This window comes from Marinobacter salarius (assembly GCF_032922745.1).
GTDB lineage: Bacteria > Pseudomonadota > Gammaproteobacteria > Pseudomonadales > Oleiphilaceae > Marinobacter.
Genome location: NZ_CP136693.1, coordinates 1,840,878 through 1,855,506, shown reverse-complemented (window position 1 = coordinate 1,855,506; position 14,629 = coordinate 1,840,878). Strand labels below are relative to the sequence as shown.

The 14,629-nt window shown below is 58.1% G+C and carries 13 protein-coding genes; 3 read left to right on the top strand and 10 right to left on the bottom strand.

Going from position 1 to position 14,629, the window contains the following annotated elements:
* The first annotated feature begins 19 nt into the window (after positions 1–19).
* A complete protein-coding gene (locus R1T46_RS08535; RefSeq protein WP_199447852.1) occupies positions 20–967 on the top strand; it encodes a YbgA family protein in 948 nt (315 codons plus the stop codon).
* Positions 968–974: 7 nt separating this feature from the next.
* Here R1T46_RS08535 and R1T46_RS08530 read toward each other — a convergent pair whose 3' ends face one another.
* The 3 genes from R1T46_RS08530 to R1T46_RS08520 form a co-directional block, all read right to left on the bottom strand.
* Positions 975–1,709, bottom strand: a complete 735-nt coding sequence (locus tag R1T46_RS08530; protein WP_041335563.1) for a YdiY family protein — start codon at positions 1,707–1,709, stop codon at positions 975–977.
* A 19-nt stretch (positions 1,710–1,728) separates the two neighbouring features.
* A complete protein-coding gene (locus tag R1T46_RS08525) occupies positions 1,729–2,739 on the bottom strand; it encodes a rhodanese-related sulfurtransferase (protein WP_075194440.1) in 1,011 nt (336 codons plus the stop codon).
* 209 nt (positions 2,740–2,948) lie between these two features.
* Positions 2,949–3,680, bottom strand: a complete 732-nt coding sequence (locus R1T46_RS08520) for a DsbA family protein (RefSeq protein ID WP_127401824.1) — start codon at positions 3,678–3,680, stop codon at positions 2,949–2,951.
* A 107-nt stretch (positions 3,681–3,787) separates the two neighbouring features.
* Between R1T46_RS08520 and R1T46_RS08515 the strand changes: the two genes are divergently transcribed.
* Positions 3,788–4,753, top strand: a complete 966-nt coding sequence (locus tag R1T46_RS08515; protein ID WP_036209028.1) for an NAD(P)H-dependent flavin oxidoreductase — start codon at positions 3,788–3,790, stop codon at positions 4,751–4,753.
* Between the two features lie 15 nt (positions 4,754–4,768).
* On the opposite strand, the gene R1T46_RS08510 is transcribed toward R1T46_RS08515, so the two are convergent.
* Positions 4,769–6,709, bottom strand: a complete 1,941-nt coding sequence (locus tag R1T46_RS08510; protein WP_317307993.1) for a HAMP domain-containing methyl-accepting chemotaxis protein — start codon at positions 6,707–6,709, stop codon at positions 4,769–4,771.
* 260 nt (positions 6,710–6,969) lie between these two features.
* Here R1T46_RS08510 and R1T46_RS08505 point away from each other — a divergent pair, with 260 nt between their 5' ends.
* Positions 6,970–7,140, top strand: a complete 171-nt coding sequence (locus R1T46_RS08505; protein ID WP_126813158.1) for a DUF6435 family protein — start codon at positions 6,970–6,972, stop codon at positions 7,138–7,140.
* Between the two features lie 137 nt (positions 7,141–7,277).
* On the opposite strand, the gene R1T46_RS08500 is transcribed toward R1T46_RS08505, so the two are convergent.
* From R1T46_RS08500 to tkt, 6 genes are all read right to left on the bottom strand, one after another.
* A complete protein-coding gene (locus tag R1T46_RS08500) occupies positions 7,278–7,622 on the bottom strand; it encodes a chaperone modulator CbpM (RefSeq protein ID WP_041335575.1) in 345 nt (114 codons plus the stop codon).
* A 14-nt stretch (positions 7,623–7,636) separates the two neighbouring features.
* Positions 7,637–8,620: a DnaJ C-terminal domain-containing protein gene (locus R1T46_RS08495; protein WP_041335577.1), complete on the bottom strand. Its 984-nt coding sequence runs from the start codon at positions 8,618–8,620 to the stop codon at positions 7,637–7,639.
* 509 nt (positions 8,621–9,129) lie between these two features.
* Positions 9,130–10,194: a class II fructose-bisphosphate aldolase gene (gene fba, locus R1T46_RS08490; protein ID WP_317307992.1), complete on the bottom strand. Its 1,065-nt coding sequence runs from the start codon at positions 10,192–10,194 to the stop codon at positions 9,130–9,132.
* A gap of 188 nt (positions 10,195–10,382) precedes the next feature.
* Positions 10,383–11,543 (bottom strand): phosphoglycerate kinase, encoded by a 1,161-nt coding sequence (locus tag R1T46_RS08485; protein ID WP_317307991.1) that lies wholly within the window; start codon positions 11,541–11,543, stop codon positions 10,383–10,385.
* Positions 11,544–11,572: 29 nt separating this feature from the next.
* On the bottom strand, positions 11,573–12,601 hold the full coding sequence (gene gap / locus R1T46_RS08480) for a type I glyceraldehyde-3-phosphate dehydrogenase (protein WP_317307990.1): 1,029 nt from the start codon (positions 12,599–12,601) through the stop codon (positions 11,573–11,575).
* A complete protein-coding gene (gene tkt, locus R1T46_RS08475; protein ID WP_317307989.1) occupies positions 12,601–14,601 on the bottom strand; it encodes a transketolase in 2,001 nt (666 codons plus the stop codon). Before tkt ends, gap begins: the two co-directional genes overlap by 1 nt.
* Between the last annotated feature and the right edge of the window lie 28 nt (positions 14,602–14,629).

Below are 14,629 nucleotides of genomic sequence, written 5' to 3'. Positions count from 1 at the left end.
TTCGATTTGGAGACTGACAGTGACAGGTATTCCCGTTGGCATCAGCACCTGCCTGCTGGGCAAGGAAGTCCGCCATGATGGCGGCCACAAGCATTCCCGCTTCTGCACCCAGGTACTTTCCCGCCATTTCGAGTTTCGTTCCATCTGCCCGGAGCTGGAAGCGGGCCTCGGTGTGCCCCGGCCCGCCATTCACCTGCGTGAATATCACGACGGCCTGAAGCTGATCGAAACCAAAGGCACGGCGGACCATACGGATGCCATGCAGGGATTTATCGACCAGGTTCTACCGACTCTGGCGGATTTGCGGGGCTACATCCTGATGGCCAAGTCTCCCAGCTGCGGCATGGAGCGCATCAAGGTGCACAATGAAGACGGCAATGTCACCCGCAGGGATGGCCGGGGCCTGTTTGCCGAGGCACTGATTCGTCGCTACCCGCTGATGCCGGTGGAAGAAGAGGGCCGTCTGAACGACGACATGCTGAGGGAAAACTTTATAGAGCGGGTATTTGCCTACGATGACTGGATGCAGAACGTGGCTGGCGACAACCTCACCGCCCGTGCATTGATCGAGTTCCATACCCGCCACAAGTTCCAGCTACTGGCTCATTCCGAGAAGATCTATCGGCAGTTGGGGCCGATGCTCGGCGACCTGAAATCAGAACCGTTGAAAGACATTGCTGACCGATACATCTCGTCGTTCATGGAAGCGATGACCCAGCGCGTCAGCCGGGGTTCCCACGTGAACGCCATGCAGCACCTGATGGGCTATCTGCGGGATGCCATGGCAGACGAAGACCGGCAGGTACTGATGGAGCAGATAGACGCCTACCACCGGGGCGAGGTGCCCTTGGTGGTGCCCATGACGTTGCTACGGATGGCCCAGCGGCGGGAGCCGGTGGACTATCTCAGCAGCCAGAAATACCTGACCCCCTACCCGGATGAGCTGGGGCTCAGGAATCGAGTATAACGCCTGGTCAGAATCCGTAGAGCAGTGACACGGACACCTGAGTATCGGTGTCTTCGGAGCCCTCAGGCTCATCTGAAACATACTGAACCAGATACGCAGCCTTCATTGACAGGTTACCCACAACCGTTGCCTGTATGGATGTTTCCGACTCACTGATGGTGTTGTTCTCCGACAAGCCGATTTCGGCACTCAGCTTCTGACGAAACAACGCAGTCTCAGAGAGGGCGTAGTCGAACTTTCCTGCCAAGCGCGCGATGGCTTCTTCCTCCTCTTGATTGCCGTCTGCTTCCGGTTCCTCGAGCCTGTTAAACCGATAACCGCCACCGACAGACAGATCAAGAAAAGAGCGCTTGCCACGTTGCCAGACCCGGTTACCGTAACCGGTGGTCAACGAGGACTGGAAGTCATACCCGGAAAAACGGTCGTCTTCATACGCTCCGCGTACGAACAGGTATTGGCTGCCCTCGAACTTGTAATCAGACTGCACTTCAGCGCTGTATTTTTCAGCCGTTGTGGTGTCATCGGTTTCGGAATAATATGAACGAAAATCACCGGTATTCCGCCACTCTGAAACTTCGTGGAGTAGGCCCAGACGGCCGTTGATATTGGTCTCCTCGGTGTTGCCGGACGTGACAAGCACACCCGCTTCCCCTTCACCTTCCCAATTGTCAAACTCAGCGCCAACGACCATCGTCGGCGATACCGTCAGAGTAATGATCGCCAGGGTTGCTCTGAACTGCATGGAATCTCCTTGATTATTGTCAGGATTTTGCGCAACGCTCTCCCATGGCGCTCTTGCGGGCCTGCTGTTCCCGCTCCGCCTTTTTCCGGGCTTTACGCTCCGCTACAATGCGCGCCGCTGCGCCACCTACATGGGCTTCGCCGCGCCGTTCTGCCAACCGCATTTGCCGCTCACGCTCGGCAAAACGGGCTTTCTGCTCCGCCGTCAACGAATCGATGCAACGGTGGCAACTCACGCCCGGCTCATACTCCGGGCGCTGTTTGTCTTCCTCGGTGATCGGCCGGCGGCAGGCGTGACACTGATCGAACTCACCCCGTTCCAGCTTGTGGTTCACCGTTACTCGGTCATCAAATACAAAGCACTCCCCTTGCCACAGGCTTTGTGATTCCGGGACTTCCTCGAGGTACCGGAGAATACCGCCCTTCAGGTGGTAGACCTCATCAAACCCCTGCTCCTTCAGGAACGCCGTGGATTTCTCACAGCGGATACCACCGGTACAGAACATGGCGACCTTCTTGTGCTTCGAAGGGTCCAGGTTCTCTTTCACATACTCCGGAAACTCACGAAACGTATCTGTGGCCGGGTTTCTGGCATTCTCAAAGGTGCCGATCTCCACTTCATATTGGTTGCGTGTGTCTACCACCAATACGTCCGGATCTGAAATAAGATCATTCCACTCTTTGGGATCCACATAAGTACCCACGATCCGTTTCGGGTCAATGCCCTCCACTCCCATGGTGACGATCTCTTTCTTGAGCTTCACTTTGGTTCGCTTGAAGGGCTGGATGTCGACGAACGATTCTTTGTAGTCGATGCCCTCGAACCGCTGGTCAGCCTCCAACCAGTCGCGAATGGCATCCACACCTTCACGGCTGCCGGCTATGGTGCCGTTAATGCCCTCACGAGCCAGCAGCAATGTGCCGTGCACCTCTTTCTCCAACATCAGGTCCAGCAATGGCTGACGAAGGGCTTTGTAATCATTCAGAACTGCGAACTTATAAAGCGCGCAGACAACAACATCCTGGCTCATGAGTCTGGTTTCTCCTGCGGGCCGGACCGTAAATCCGGAGCATGGTTGATAATCGCCGACGGGCGCGAGGCAGCCATTCTAACGAATACGGACGAAGGAGAGTATTACGGGGAGTTACAGGGACGTCATTAACAATGCCCGGCGCTGCAGTTTTCGGCCTGGAAAACTCCCGCCGTACGGAAGTTTTCCAGGGAGAACCTGTCGCCGTATTATCGCTGGGAACCGGCCAGCTCCCGCTCAACCATCGCCGACAACTGCCCCCATCCGGGGCGGGTCAGGCGGATATTGTCCACCAACACGGTTGGGGTACTGGTAACGCGAAGCTGCATGGCCACTCGACGACTCTGCTCGATTTCTTCGACGTGGAGATCCGTGGTCATACACCGACTGAAACGGCGGTCATCAAGCCCCAGATCCTCGGCGTAGCGGCTAAAGGTATCAACCGGGCTGCTGGAACCGCTCCATTCGGTCTGCATGTCGAACAACTTGTCGTGCATGGCCCAGTAGCCATCCTGGTCACCCGCGCAACGAGCGGCCTGTGCCGCTGGCATGGCGTTGTCGTGCTGCTGGAGTGGCAGATCAAAGTACACAAACCGCACCTTGCCGGACTCCACGTATTCCTGTTTCAACTGCTGGCTGGCGTCCGAAAAACGCGCGCAGGCGGGGCACTGGTAGTCTGCGAACTCCCGCACCACCACGGGTGCGTCTTCGTCACCAACGGAGACGCCGAAGCGATCCAGTTGGGCAGGAAACGGGTCGGCATTGGGGCCGGCAACCGGCAACTCATCCGAGGTGGGGGCCGGGCTCGCGGTCAGGAAAAATACGCCCACCGCAACAAAAACAAGAACGATGACACTGATGCCGATATACAGCGACTTACGATCTTTCTTCCTGTTGGGCGGCGGTGCGCCGGTCTCTTTTCTTCTTTTTGCCTCGCCCATGGTAGAGCTCCTTGTTGTTTATTCATTCGTGGACGTTTTCATGCGGTAATGAGCACGCTAAGATCTTTATACATTACATAAGTTCCAACAAAAATTAAGGAATTCTCATGGCCTTACCTGAATCCCTGAAGACATCGCTGAGTCTCCCGCTGGTGGCGGCACCCATGTTCCTGATCTCCGGCCCGGAGATGGCGCTGGCCTGCTGCAAGCAGGGCATTGTTGGCAGCTTCCCGGCCCTGAACCAGCGCACCAGCGAAGGCTTCGAGGAATGGGTGATTCAGATGAACGAAGGCCTGAAAGACTTTCGGGAAACCCATCCGGACCAAACAGCCGCGCCTTACGCCGTGAACCTCATCGTTCATCGCACGAACCCGCGCTGGGAGGCCGATCTGGACCTGTGCGTGAAACACCAGGTGCCCATAGTGATCACCTCACTGGGAGCCGCCACCAAAGTGACCGAAGCGGTGCACAGTTACGGCGGCCTGGTATTCCACGATGTCACCAACCAGAAACACGCCCGCAAAGCAGCCGAAGCAGGTGTGGATGGCATTATCGCGGTGTCTGCCGGTGCGGGCGGACACGCCGGCATCATTAATCCGTTCGTGCTGGTGCACGAAATCCGAGAGGTATTCGAGGGCGTGATCCTGCTTGCCGGCGGGCTTTCCAAAGGCGAAGATATTCTGGCCGCCCAGGCGATGGGCGCTGACCTTTGCTATCTGGGCACGCGATTTATCAATACCACGGAATCGCGGGCGGAAGCGGCCTACCAGAACATGATCATCGAAGCGGTATCGGGCGATATCATCCACACGCCGGCGGTGTCAGGGATTCCCGCAAACTTTATGCGTCAGAGTCTGGAAGCCGCCGGCTACCCCATGGATAAACTGAACCAGGCCGGTGAGCTGAATTACGGCGATAAGCTCAAGCCCGTGGACGACGAAGCCAAAGCCTGGAAAACCGTCTGGTCCGCCGGCCAGGGCGTCAGCCAGATCACCGACGTTGTATCGGTCAGCGATCTTGTCGGGCGAATTGGTGATGAATATCGACGTGCCCGTGCGCGGCTCTGTGAGTAGAGCCGCCGAGCGCACTTATACCCGGAACTGGGATGCCTTGCCCTGCAGGGTGTCCAGTAGTTCCCCGATCTGCCCGCTGGCCTGATCTGAGCGCTCAATGGCGTCAACGGTTTCACCGGACAGGCGGGCAATGTCCGTCACGCTGACGCTGACTTCCCCCGCATTCCTGCTCTGCTCTTCCGCAACCGCCGAAATCTCAAGCGCGCGTTTCTGCAAACTACCCAGCATTTGGTTGATCTGGTCGAAGTGCTCGTCGGCGCGACGGAATTCGGCGGACGATTCCGCCACCTGCCCCGAAACCTGATCAATCACGGTCACGGTCTGGCGGCTGCCCCGCTGAAGGCGATCAATAATGCCCTGAATTTCCGTGGTGGATTCCTGGGTGCGGCTGGCCAGGGTACGCACTTCATCGGCCACGACCGCAAAGCCGCGCCCGGATTCGCCCGCCCTCGCCGCTTCAATGGCAGCGTTAAGCGCCAACAGGTTGGTCTGCTCAGCAATAGCTCCGATTACCGAGAGCACGGAATCAATTTCCGTACTCTGGCTGTTCAGCTCATTGACCGCCGCGACGGCCTGCTCCACGTTAGCAACAACCTGATCCAGACGCCCTCTTACATCACGGGAAATCGATGCCGTTGCCTCACTCTCCGCGTTTACGTTCTGGACGGAACCGGCTATTTCCTGGACGCTGTCAGCCACTTCGGCAATGCTGCCCGACATTGCCGACATGGTCTCCGACACCTCCGCCACTTCCTGCTGCTGGCGATTAACGGCCGATACCGCATCGCGGCTGATCTGTCCCTGCTCACGGGCCCTGTCGGCAGCTGATTCGGCAGAAGACTTCACGTCTGACACCAGCTCCTGGATGCGGGCGATGAACTGATTCATGCCCCGTGCCATTTCCGTCAGTTCGTCGCGGCCCTTGAGGGATACCCGTCGAGTCAGATCGGCCTCACCGTCGGCTATCTGCCAGATGGCCGAACTCAACCGGAGCACACGGGGAAGAAGACCGCCGCCGAGCACGGCCGCCACCAGAACGATCAGCACAACCACGGAACCGATGGCAAGGAATGAGAGATTGGAGGAAAGGCTATCTGCCTCACGATCCAGTGCCTCCACGGTGCTATCAATACGTGCCTGCGTGTCTTCACCCATGGTGGCAAGCTGTTGCTGCAGGCGCTGGTTGACCTCTCCGGTCTCAGCCTCCAAAGTCTGGCGCAGCGCGTCGATACTGCCGGTGATGGTCTCACTGAATTCTTCTTCCAGGGCAGCGAGGTCACGGTTGATCCCTTCCAGTGAGAGCCCCATTTTCAGCTGACCAATCGCCGTGCCCTGGGGTTTTATATCGGCGGTGATAATAACCACATTGGGATCGCGACTTGCCGCATCCAGAACTTTGTTTGCTGCACCACGGCCTTCCCCCTGCTCCATTAAGGTGCGTACGCGATCATCCGTGCGATCAACATAACGGGTCAGCCTTTCCCCATATTGATCGTAATAAATCGCAAAAAGAACCGACTCCCGGGCATCCGCCAGCTCAATAAGATCCGTCAACCGCGGCACGTCCCGATCCCAGATCAGTGGCGCAGCGACCGCCGCCAGTACCTCCGCCAGCCCCTGCGCTTCAGACATGACCGCTGACCGAACGTTGTTCGCCACCCGCTCCTGTTGTGCCGTCTGCTGACGCGTCAATTCACCCGCCAACTCTTCCGTGGTCCTCTGCTGCATGAGCTGCAGGCGATTACGGACGTCTTCGCGCGTGTCACCAAACGACGCACTGACTTCCCGACTACTGGCCTCAAGAGCGGAACCGGCGGTCTCGACCAGGCTGTTCACCTGGTTGGAAATCAGCCATTGGCTCATGGCCACCTGCACCACGCCAGCAACAATCAGGATCAGGAAAACAGGTCGCAGCAAGCGGCTGGTTACCAGTGCCTTCAGAAAACGAGGGGGCATACGGACTCCGTCAACACGTTTGAATCACACATTCCGGCGGCAGGGCTCGGCCTGCCCGTCCAGACTTATGATTGACTATAGAGCAAAACCCGGACCACGGAGTGACGCAATCGTGTACGGATTTTGTAACGGCCCGGTGAAATTCTTTGAAACTGAGAATCCGACAGACGAGTTCCGTTAGCAAGACGGGGACTCGTTTGTGAACTTTCGTGCCCAATTGGCGTAAGCTCCCAGACACATCAATGAAAACAGGTGAAAAAATGCTGGGATTCCTGAAGGGCGATCCAAAGAAGAAACTGCAGAAGGAATACGAAGCCAAGCTTCAGAAGGCGCTGCATGCCCAGCGCAATGGTGACTTACGTACCCATGGCACGTTGATGGAGGAGGCGGAGAAGATTTATGCGGAGTTGCAGAAGATGGACAAGGAGTAGCATTTCAAGCTTGGCGGGTGGGTCGGCTGGCACACCCCTGTTCAAAACACGCCCGTAGATACGTCCATGTAGGGCTCGGTCGCGCCATCCCTGGCGCTCCACGGTTTTGAACAGGGGTGTGCCAGCCGACCTGGTGACTATGCCTCGCCTAAAAATTGCCTCAATTGTCGATTCAGGCGATCGACCTCACGTCGCATCTCCTGGACCTCGTCGAGAAGCTCAAGGGACATGGCCAACCCCGGTAGGTTCATTTTAAGATCACGCTGCAAACGCTGGGCCTTTCGCAAACGGGCGAGGGCCTCCAGATCAAATTGCCACTGGCGCGCTTCCGGGGATTCCTCGACCGGGGCGATCACACCGTAGCTCACCAGTTTAATAACAAACTCGGCGTGGCAGTCCCCGCGTTCGCATATTTCCCGCAAGGTGAATGTAGCGGTTGGTTCCACCAGTTCGACGCTCAGGATATGGTCTTTGTCAGTCATCCTTCATCCCCCGCTTACACATGCAACTTGCTGCGTGGATTGAATCCTTTTTCGGCCTCGGCCAACTGCTTGTAGAGTTCCTCGGCTTTTTCGCTGTGCCGCTCAGGCATCACGATCTGCAACACCACTAGCTGGTCGCCAGGATGCTTGCCTGGCAGGCCCTTGCCTTTAAGGCGCAGCTTGCGACCGCTGGAAGAGCCCTTGGGCACCTTCACGTTCACCTTCGAGCCCACGGTCGGAACCGTGACCGAGGCGCCAAGAGCCGCCTCCCAGGGTGCGATGGGAACCGTCACCATTATATCCCGCCCTTCGACCGTAAAGTGGGGGTGCGGTGCGTATTCCACCTCGATAAACAGGTCACCGTTCTCCGCACCACCCATGCCAGGAGCGCCCTGACCTTTCAGGCGGATGTGCTGCCCTTCTTTCATGCCAGCGGGGATCTTCACGTTGAGGGTTTTCTGGCGCGGTACGACGCGGCCTTGGGCGTCGGCTTCCTGGACGTTAAACGACACCTGCTTTTCGCAGCCGTGGAAGGCTTCCTCCAGGAACAGCGCGATCCGGGCATGAACGTCTTCACCCCGCATGCGCATAGATTGACGCGCGCCGCCGAAGCCACCGCCAAACGCGGAGCCAAATCCGGCTCCCGCGCGACGGCCGCCGCCGAAGATTTCCTCGAAGAAGTCGCTGAACTGCCGCGCATCGGCCTCGGTATAACCACCGCCCCCAAAGCCGGAGGCACTCTCCCATCCGGGAGGACGCTCAAACGACCCATCCTGCCGGGCGCCGTATTTCTTAAGCTCGTCGTATTCGGCCCGTTTTTCGGGGTCTTTCAGTACTTCATAGGCCTCGCTGACGTCCTTGAACTTGCCGGAGGCGTTCTCTTCCTTGCTGACATCCGGATGGTATTTCCGGGCCAGTTTGCGATAGGCCTTCTTGATGTCCTCGGGGGAGGCAGACTCGCTCACACCGAGTACGGCGTAATAGTCTTTGAAGTCCATGTTTTCCCTCACACCTGCTTTAATGGCTGGGCATTTTTCGCCCGATTATTAATTCTATATTTGATGAGGAAGTGAAAATTACAAGGTGGGGGTGTATCAGAATTGATGCGTATCAGGTGGCTGTGGCCTGGAGTTTAATCTGGGCACCTAGCCTGCAGGCTTTGCGGGTAGCGCAAAGGCGGGGCACTCTTCCGGGACACGCTGTAAATACGTCCCTGTACGCTCGACAAAAACATCCATGTTTTTGACGTTCCCGGAAGAGTGCCCCGCCTTCGCTTGTTCTGAACCTTCAGATATTTCTGACTCTGCAGGTATCTGAGATGACGATATGCGATATCACCGAGGTATCTCAAACACTGGTGGGAGGGACTGCTCAGAAATGTGGAGCGCCAGGGATGGCGCGACCAAGCCCTACATGGACGTATTTACGGGCGTTTTCTGAGCAGTCCCTCCCACCAGTGCAAGCCCGCCAGGCCAGCAGGCTACAAAGGAGGGGCAAACTCCAAAGCTTATCGAACCTTGGGATCCAGCTCACCAGAAGCATACCGCTCGAACATGCGTTCAAGGTTAACCGGTTTGATCTTGCTGGCGTTGCCGGCAGTACCGAAGGCTTCGTAGCGGGCAACGCAAACGTCAGTCATCGCCTGCATGGTCGCCTTCAGGAATTTACGCGGGTCGAACTCGGCCGGGTTCTGGGCCAGAAAGCGACGGGTTGCACCGGTGCTGGCCAGGCGCAGGTCGGTGTCGATGTTGACCTTGCGAACACCGTGCTTGATGCCTTCAACGATTTCCTCAACCGGCACGCCATAGGTTTCCGGGATCTCGCCGCCGTATTCGTTGATGATCTTCAACCACTCCTGGGGCACGGAGCTGGAGCCGTGCATAACCAGATGGGTGTCCGGGATGCGGGCGTGGATGGCTTTGATCTGGTCGATGGCCAGGATGTCACCGGTCGGCGGACGGGTGAACTTGTAGGCGCCGTGGCTGGTACCGATGGCAATGGCCAGGGCATCCACGTGGGTTTTCTGGACGAAATCCGCCGCTTCTTCCGGGTCGGTCAGCATCTGGCTGTGGTCCAGGGTGCCCTCTGCGCCAATACCGTCTTCTTCGCCGGCCTGCCCGGTTTCCAGGGAGCCCAGGCAGCCGAGTTCGCCTTCCACGGACACGCCACAGGCATGGGCCATCTCAACGGTGCGACGGGTAACATCTACGTTGTATTCGTAGTCGGTTGGGGTTTTGCCGTCTTCACCCAGGGAGCCGTCCATCATTACGGAGCTGAAGCCTAGCTGAATGGAGCGCTGACATACGGACGGGCTTGTGCCGTGATCCTGGTGCATAACCACCGGAATATGGGGAAACTCTTCAATGGCCGCCAGAATCAGATGGCGAAGGAAGGGAGCGCCGGCGTATTTACGGGCGCCGGCGGAGGCCTGGACTATCACCGGGGAGTCGGTTTTGTCAGCCGCTTCCATGATGGCGCGCATCTGCTCAAGGTTGTTCACGTTATACGCCGGTACACCGTAACCATGCTCGGCGGCGTGGTCCAGCAGTTGCCGCATCGATATCAGGGCCATTGGGGTTGTCTCCTTGGTTTATTAAACAATGTCTTTGGCAGACTTCTCTGGTTTGGAGTCTGCGTCAGAGGGCAGAGACACCCTCCCGGGACACGCTGTAAATACGTCCGTGTACGCTCGACAAAAACATCCATGTTTTTGACGGTCCCGGGAGAGTGTCTCTGCCCTCCTCGCGATTCAAGCTTGTGCTATGCGCCGCGCTGTTCGAGTACAGCAACCGCTGGCAGGGTTTTACCTTCCACGAATTCCAGGAAAGCACCGCCACCGGTGGAAATGTACGAGATTTTGTCACTCACACCGTACTTGTCAACGGCAGCAACGGTATCACCGCCGCCAGCCAGGGAGAAAGCGTCGCTTTCGGCGATGGCTTTCGCCAGGGATTGGGTGCCGTTGCTGAACTGGTCGAATTCGAAGACGCCGACCGGGCCGTTCCAAAGAATGGTCTTGGAGGACTTCAGCAAGCCGGCGAATTTGGAGGCGGTTTCGGGACCGACGTCCAGAATCATGTCGTCTTCGGTCACGTCGTCAATTTTTTTAGTGGTGGCTTTCGCAGTTTCAGCGAATTCGCTGGCGACAACTACATCTACAGGCAGCGGAATTTCAACGCGGGAGGCGATTTCCCGGGCGGTGTCGATCAGGTCGTGCTCGCACAGGGATTTGCCCACCGGGTGACCGGCAGCCGCCAGGAAGGTGTTGGCGATGCCGCCACCGACGATAATGGAGTCGCAGACTTTTTCCAGGGCGTTGAGCACGTCCAGTTTGGTGGATACTTTGGAGCCGCCGACAATCGCAACCACGGGCTTGGCCGGGTTATCCAGGGCTTTGCCGAGGGCTTCCAGCTCTGCGGCCAGCAGCGGGCCAGCGCAGGCTTCCGGGGCGAAGCGGGCAACGCCATGGGTAGAGGCCTGGGCGCGGTGGGCGGTGCCGAAGGCGTCCATCACGTAGACATCACACAACGCAGCGTACTTTTTGGAAAGCTCTTCGTCGTCTTTTTTCTCGCCCTTGTTGAAACGGACGTTTTCGAAAAGGACGACTTCGCCGTCGGCTACATCAACGCCCTCGAGGTAATCGGTGATCAGGCGAACTTCCTGACCCAGTACCTTGCTGAGGTGGTCGGCCACCGGTTTCATGGAGGAGGCTTCGTCGTAAACGCCTTCTTCCGGGCGGCCGAGATGGGACATCAGCATGACCTTTGCGCCTGCGTCCTTTGCCGCCTTAATCGTCGGCAGCGAGGCACGGATGCGGGCGTCGCTGGACACTTCGCCATTTTTTACCGGTACGTTGAGGTCTTCACGAATCAGTACCCGCTTACCGGCGAGGTCCAGATCGGTCATTCTCTTGATAGTCATCGTTGTTCATCCCCTGATCAAAAAATGTGTCAGTGGCTGGAGAGCCAGTGTTTGCTGACGTCCAGCATCCGATTTGCGAACCCCCACTCGTTATCAAACCAGCACAGCACCTTCACCATGGTGCCACCGGTTACGCGCGTCTGGCCTCCGTCGACGATGCCGGAGTGGGCGTCGTGATTAAAATCGGAGCTGGCCAGAAGCTCATCGGTGTAGCCCAGAATGTGTTTCAGCGGGCCGTGGGCGGCGTTTTTTAGTAAGTTGTTCACCGCCTCCACCGAGGTGTTTTCCCTGACATTCACCACCATGTCGATGGCCGACACGTTCATGGTGGGCACCCGCATGGCCACCGAGCTGAACCTGCCTTCCATGTGAGGCAGCAAGCGCTCAATGCCCTTCGCAAGACCTGTGTCGACCGGAACAATGTTGTGCAGGGCGCTGCGGGTTCGGCGCAGGTCCTGATGGTGGTAGGCGTCGATCACCGGCTGGTCATTCATGGCCGCGTGGATGGTGGTCGTGGTGCCGTGCTTCACTCCCAATGCCTCATCAAGCACTTGGATAACCGGCACCAGGCAATTGGTGGTGCAGGAGGCAGCAGCCACGATACGATCAGACTCGGCCAGTTGGTCCTGATTCACGCCATAAACAATGGTGCGATCCACATCGGATTCCGCCGGTTGTGAGAACAGCAGGCGTTCAGCACCAGCCTTCAGGTGTTGCTCGGCCGTCGCACGGTCGGTGAAAGCACCGGAGCACTCCAGCACCAGATCAATGCCCAGCTCGTCCCAGGGCAGCTCCGATGCTTCGGCGCAACGGACGACGCGAATACGGTCCCCGTTTACCAGCAGGTAATCGCCCTCAACGTTTATCTCACCCTGGAATCGACCATGAGTGGAGTCGTAGCGGGTGAGATGGGCAATGGTATCGATATCCGCCAGCTCGTTGATCGCGACCACCTGAAGGTGATCGCGAAAACGATTCTCGTAGAGTGCACGCAAGACGCACTGGCCGATACGGCCGTATCCATTGATGGCGATGCGATACGGTGCAGCGGTACTCATCAGGCTTCCAGCAGTTCCCCGGCCACAGCGACAATGTTGTCTACCGTAAAGCCGAACTCCTTGAACAGCTCACCGGCAGGCGCGGACTCACCGAAGGTGCTCATGCCCACCACGCGGCCGTCCAGGCCAACGTACTTGTACCAGTAATCTTCAATAGCGGCCTCGACGGCGACCCGGTTGGTCACTTCGAGCGGCAGCACTTCCTGCTTATACGCAGCGCTCTGGGCATCGAAGGTGTCGGTGGATGGCATGGACACCACGCGAACCTTGTTACCCTTCTGGCGCAGAGCTTCGGCTGCGTCCTGAGCCAGCCCCACTTCACCACCAGTGGCGATGAGGATCAGGTCCGGCGTGCCTTCGCTGTCTGACAGGATGTAGCCACCCTTGGCGATGTTGGCCAGTTGCTCGGCATCACGCTGCTGGTGCGGCAGTCCCTGACGGGAGAAGACCAGCGCAGTCGGGCCATCGACACGCTCCAGGGCAGCTTTCCAGCCAACCGCCGACTCAACGGCATCCGCCGGGCGCCAGGTGCTCATGTTAGGCGTGGTGCGTAGACTGGCCAGTTGCTCGATGGGCTGATGCGTGGGGCCATCTTCACCCAGGCCGATGGAGTCGTGGGTGAACACATAGATGGAGCGCTGTTTCATCAACGCTGCCATGCGCACGGCGTTGCGGCAGTATTCCATGAAGATCAGGAAGGTAGCGCCGTAAGGTACGAAGCCGCCATGCAGGGCAACGCCGTTCATGATGGCGGCCATGCCGAATTCGCGAACACCGTAATAAACGTAGTTACCGCTGGCGTCTTCTTTGGTCAGTGGCTTACTGCCATTCCAGATGGTGAGGTTGGAGCCCGCCAGGTCGGCAGAGCCACCCAGCAATTCCGGCAGCATCGGGCCATAGGCGTTCAGGGTGTTCTGGGACGCCTTACGGCTGGCGACAGTTTCGCCTTTGTCCTGGCACTCCTGAATATACGCCTGGGCCTTCTCAGAGAAGTCTGCCGGCAGCTCTCCGGCCATACGACGCTTGAGCTCAGCGGCCAGTTCCGGTTCCGCCTTTTCGTAGTCGGCAAACGCCTGTTCCCACTCAGCCTGTGCGGCGGAGCCTTTTTCACGGGCATCCCAGGCACCGTATATTTCCGACGGGATCTCGAAAGCACCGTGGTTCCAGCCCAGCTTCTCACGGGTCAGTGCAATTTCGTCCTCACCCAGCGCAGCGCCGTGACAGGCTTCGGTGCCCTGCTTGTTGGGGGAACCAAAACCAATAATGGTCTTGCAGCAGATCAGCGTGGGCTGAGTTGTGTTGGCCCGGCCGGCCTCAATGGCAGCGCGAACGGCCTCCGGGTTATGGCCATCAACCTCGGGAATCACCTGCCAGCCATAAGCTTCGAAACGTTTGGGCGTGTCGTCGGTAAACCAGCCGTCCACTTCACCGTCGATGGAGATGCCGTTGTCGTCGTAGAACATGATCAGCTTGCCAAGGCCCAATGTACCGGCCAGGGAAGACACCTCGTGGGAAATGCCTTCCATCAGGCAACCATCGCCCAGGAAGGCGTAGGTGTAGTGATCAACAACATTATGGCCAGGGCGGTTGAACTGCTCCGCCAGGGTTTTCTCCGCCAGCGCAAAGCCGACCGCATTGGCGACACCCTGTCCCAGCGGGCCGGTGGTGGTTTCAACACCCGGCGTGTAGCCGTATTCCGGGTGGCCCGGGGTTTTGGAGTGCAGTTGGCGGAAACTCTTGATGTCATCAATGGAGACGTCATAACCGCTCAGGTGCAGCAGGGAATACTGCAGCATGGAGCCATGGCCGTTGGACATCACAAACCGGTCACGGTTAGCCCACGTGGGGTTGGCCGGATTGTGACTAAGGAAATCATTCCAGAGGACCTCGGCGATGTCCGCCATACCCATGGGCGCGCCCGGGTGGCCGGATTTGGCTTTCTGAACCGCATCCATGCTCAGCGCGCGAATGGCGTTGGCGAGATCTGTGCGAGACGGCATTGACGTTTCTCCAGTTTTTGGTCGGCAA

Bases quoted from the DNA above. Each gene is read 5' to 3' on its own strand.
- R1T46_RS08530 (WP_041335563.1), bottom strand. From the start codon at position 1,709: ATGCAGTTCAGAGCAACCCTGGCGATCATTACTCTGACGGTATCGCCG.
- R1T46_RS08505 (WP_126813158.1), top strand. From the start codon at position 6,970: ATGCTGGGATTCCTGAAGGGCGATCCAAAGAAGAAACTGCAGAAGGAA.
- R1T46_RS08485 (WP_317307991.1), bottom strand. From the start codon at position 11,543: ATGACTATCAAGAGAATGACCGATCTGGACCTCGCCGGTAAGCGGGTA.
- R1T46_RS08520 (WP_127401824.1), bottom strand. From the start codon at position 3,680: ATGGGCGAGGCAAAAAGAAGAAAAGAGACCGGCGCACCGCCGCCCAAC.
- R1T46_RS08500 (WP_041335575.1), bottom strand. From the start codon at position 7,622: ATGACTGACAAAGACCATATCCTGAGCGTCGAACTGGTGGAACCAACC.
- gap (WP_317307990.1), bottom strand. From the start codon at position 12,601: ATGAGTACCGCTGCACCGTATCGCATCGCCATCAATGGATACGGCCGT.
- R1T46_RS08515 (WP_036209028.1), top strand. From the start codon at position 3,788: ATGGCCTTACCTGAATCCCTGAAGACATCGCTGAGTCTCCCGCTGGTG.
- R1T46_RS08510 (WP_317307993.1), bottom strand. From the start codon at position 6,709: ATGCCCCCTCGTTTTCTGAAGGCACTGGTAACCAGCCGCTTGCTGCGA.
- R1T46_RS08525 (WP_075194440.1), bottom strand. From the start codon at position 2,739: ATGAGCCAGGATGTTGTTGTCTGCGCGCTTTATAAGTTCGCAGTTCTG.
- R1T46_RS08495 (WP_041335577.1), bottom strand. From the start codon at position 8,620: ATGGACTTCAAAGACTATTACGCCGTACTCGGTGTGAGCGAGTCTGCC.
- tkt (WP_317307989.1), bottom strand. From the start codon at position 14,601: ATGCCGTCTCGCACAGATCTCGCCAACGCCATTCGCGCGCTGAGCATG.
- fba (WP_317307992.1), bottom strand. From the start codon at position 10,194: ATGGCCCTGATATCGATGCGGCAACTGCTGGACCACGCCGCCGAGCAT.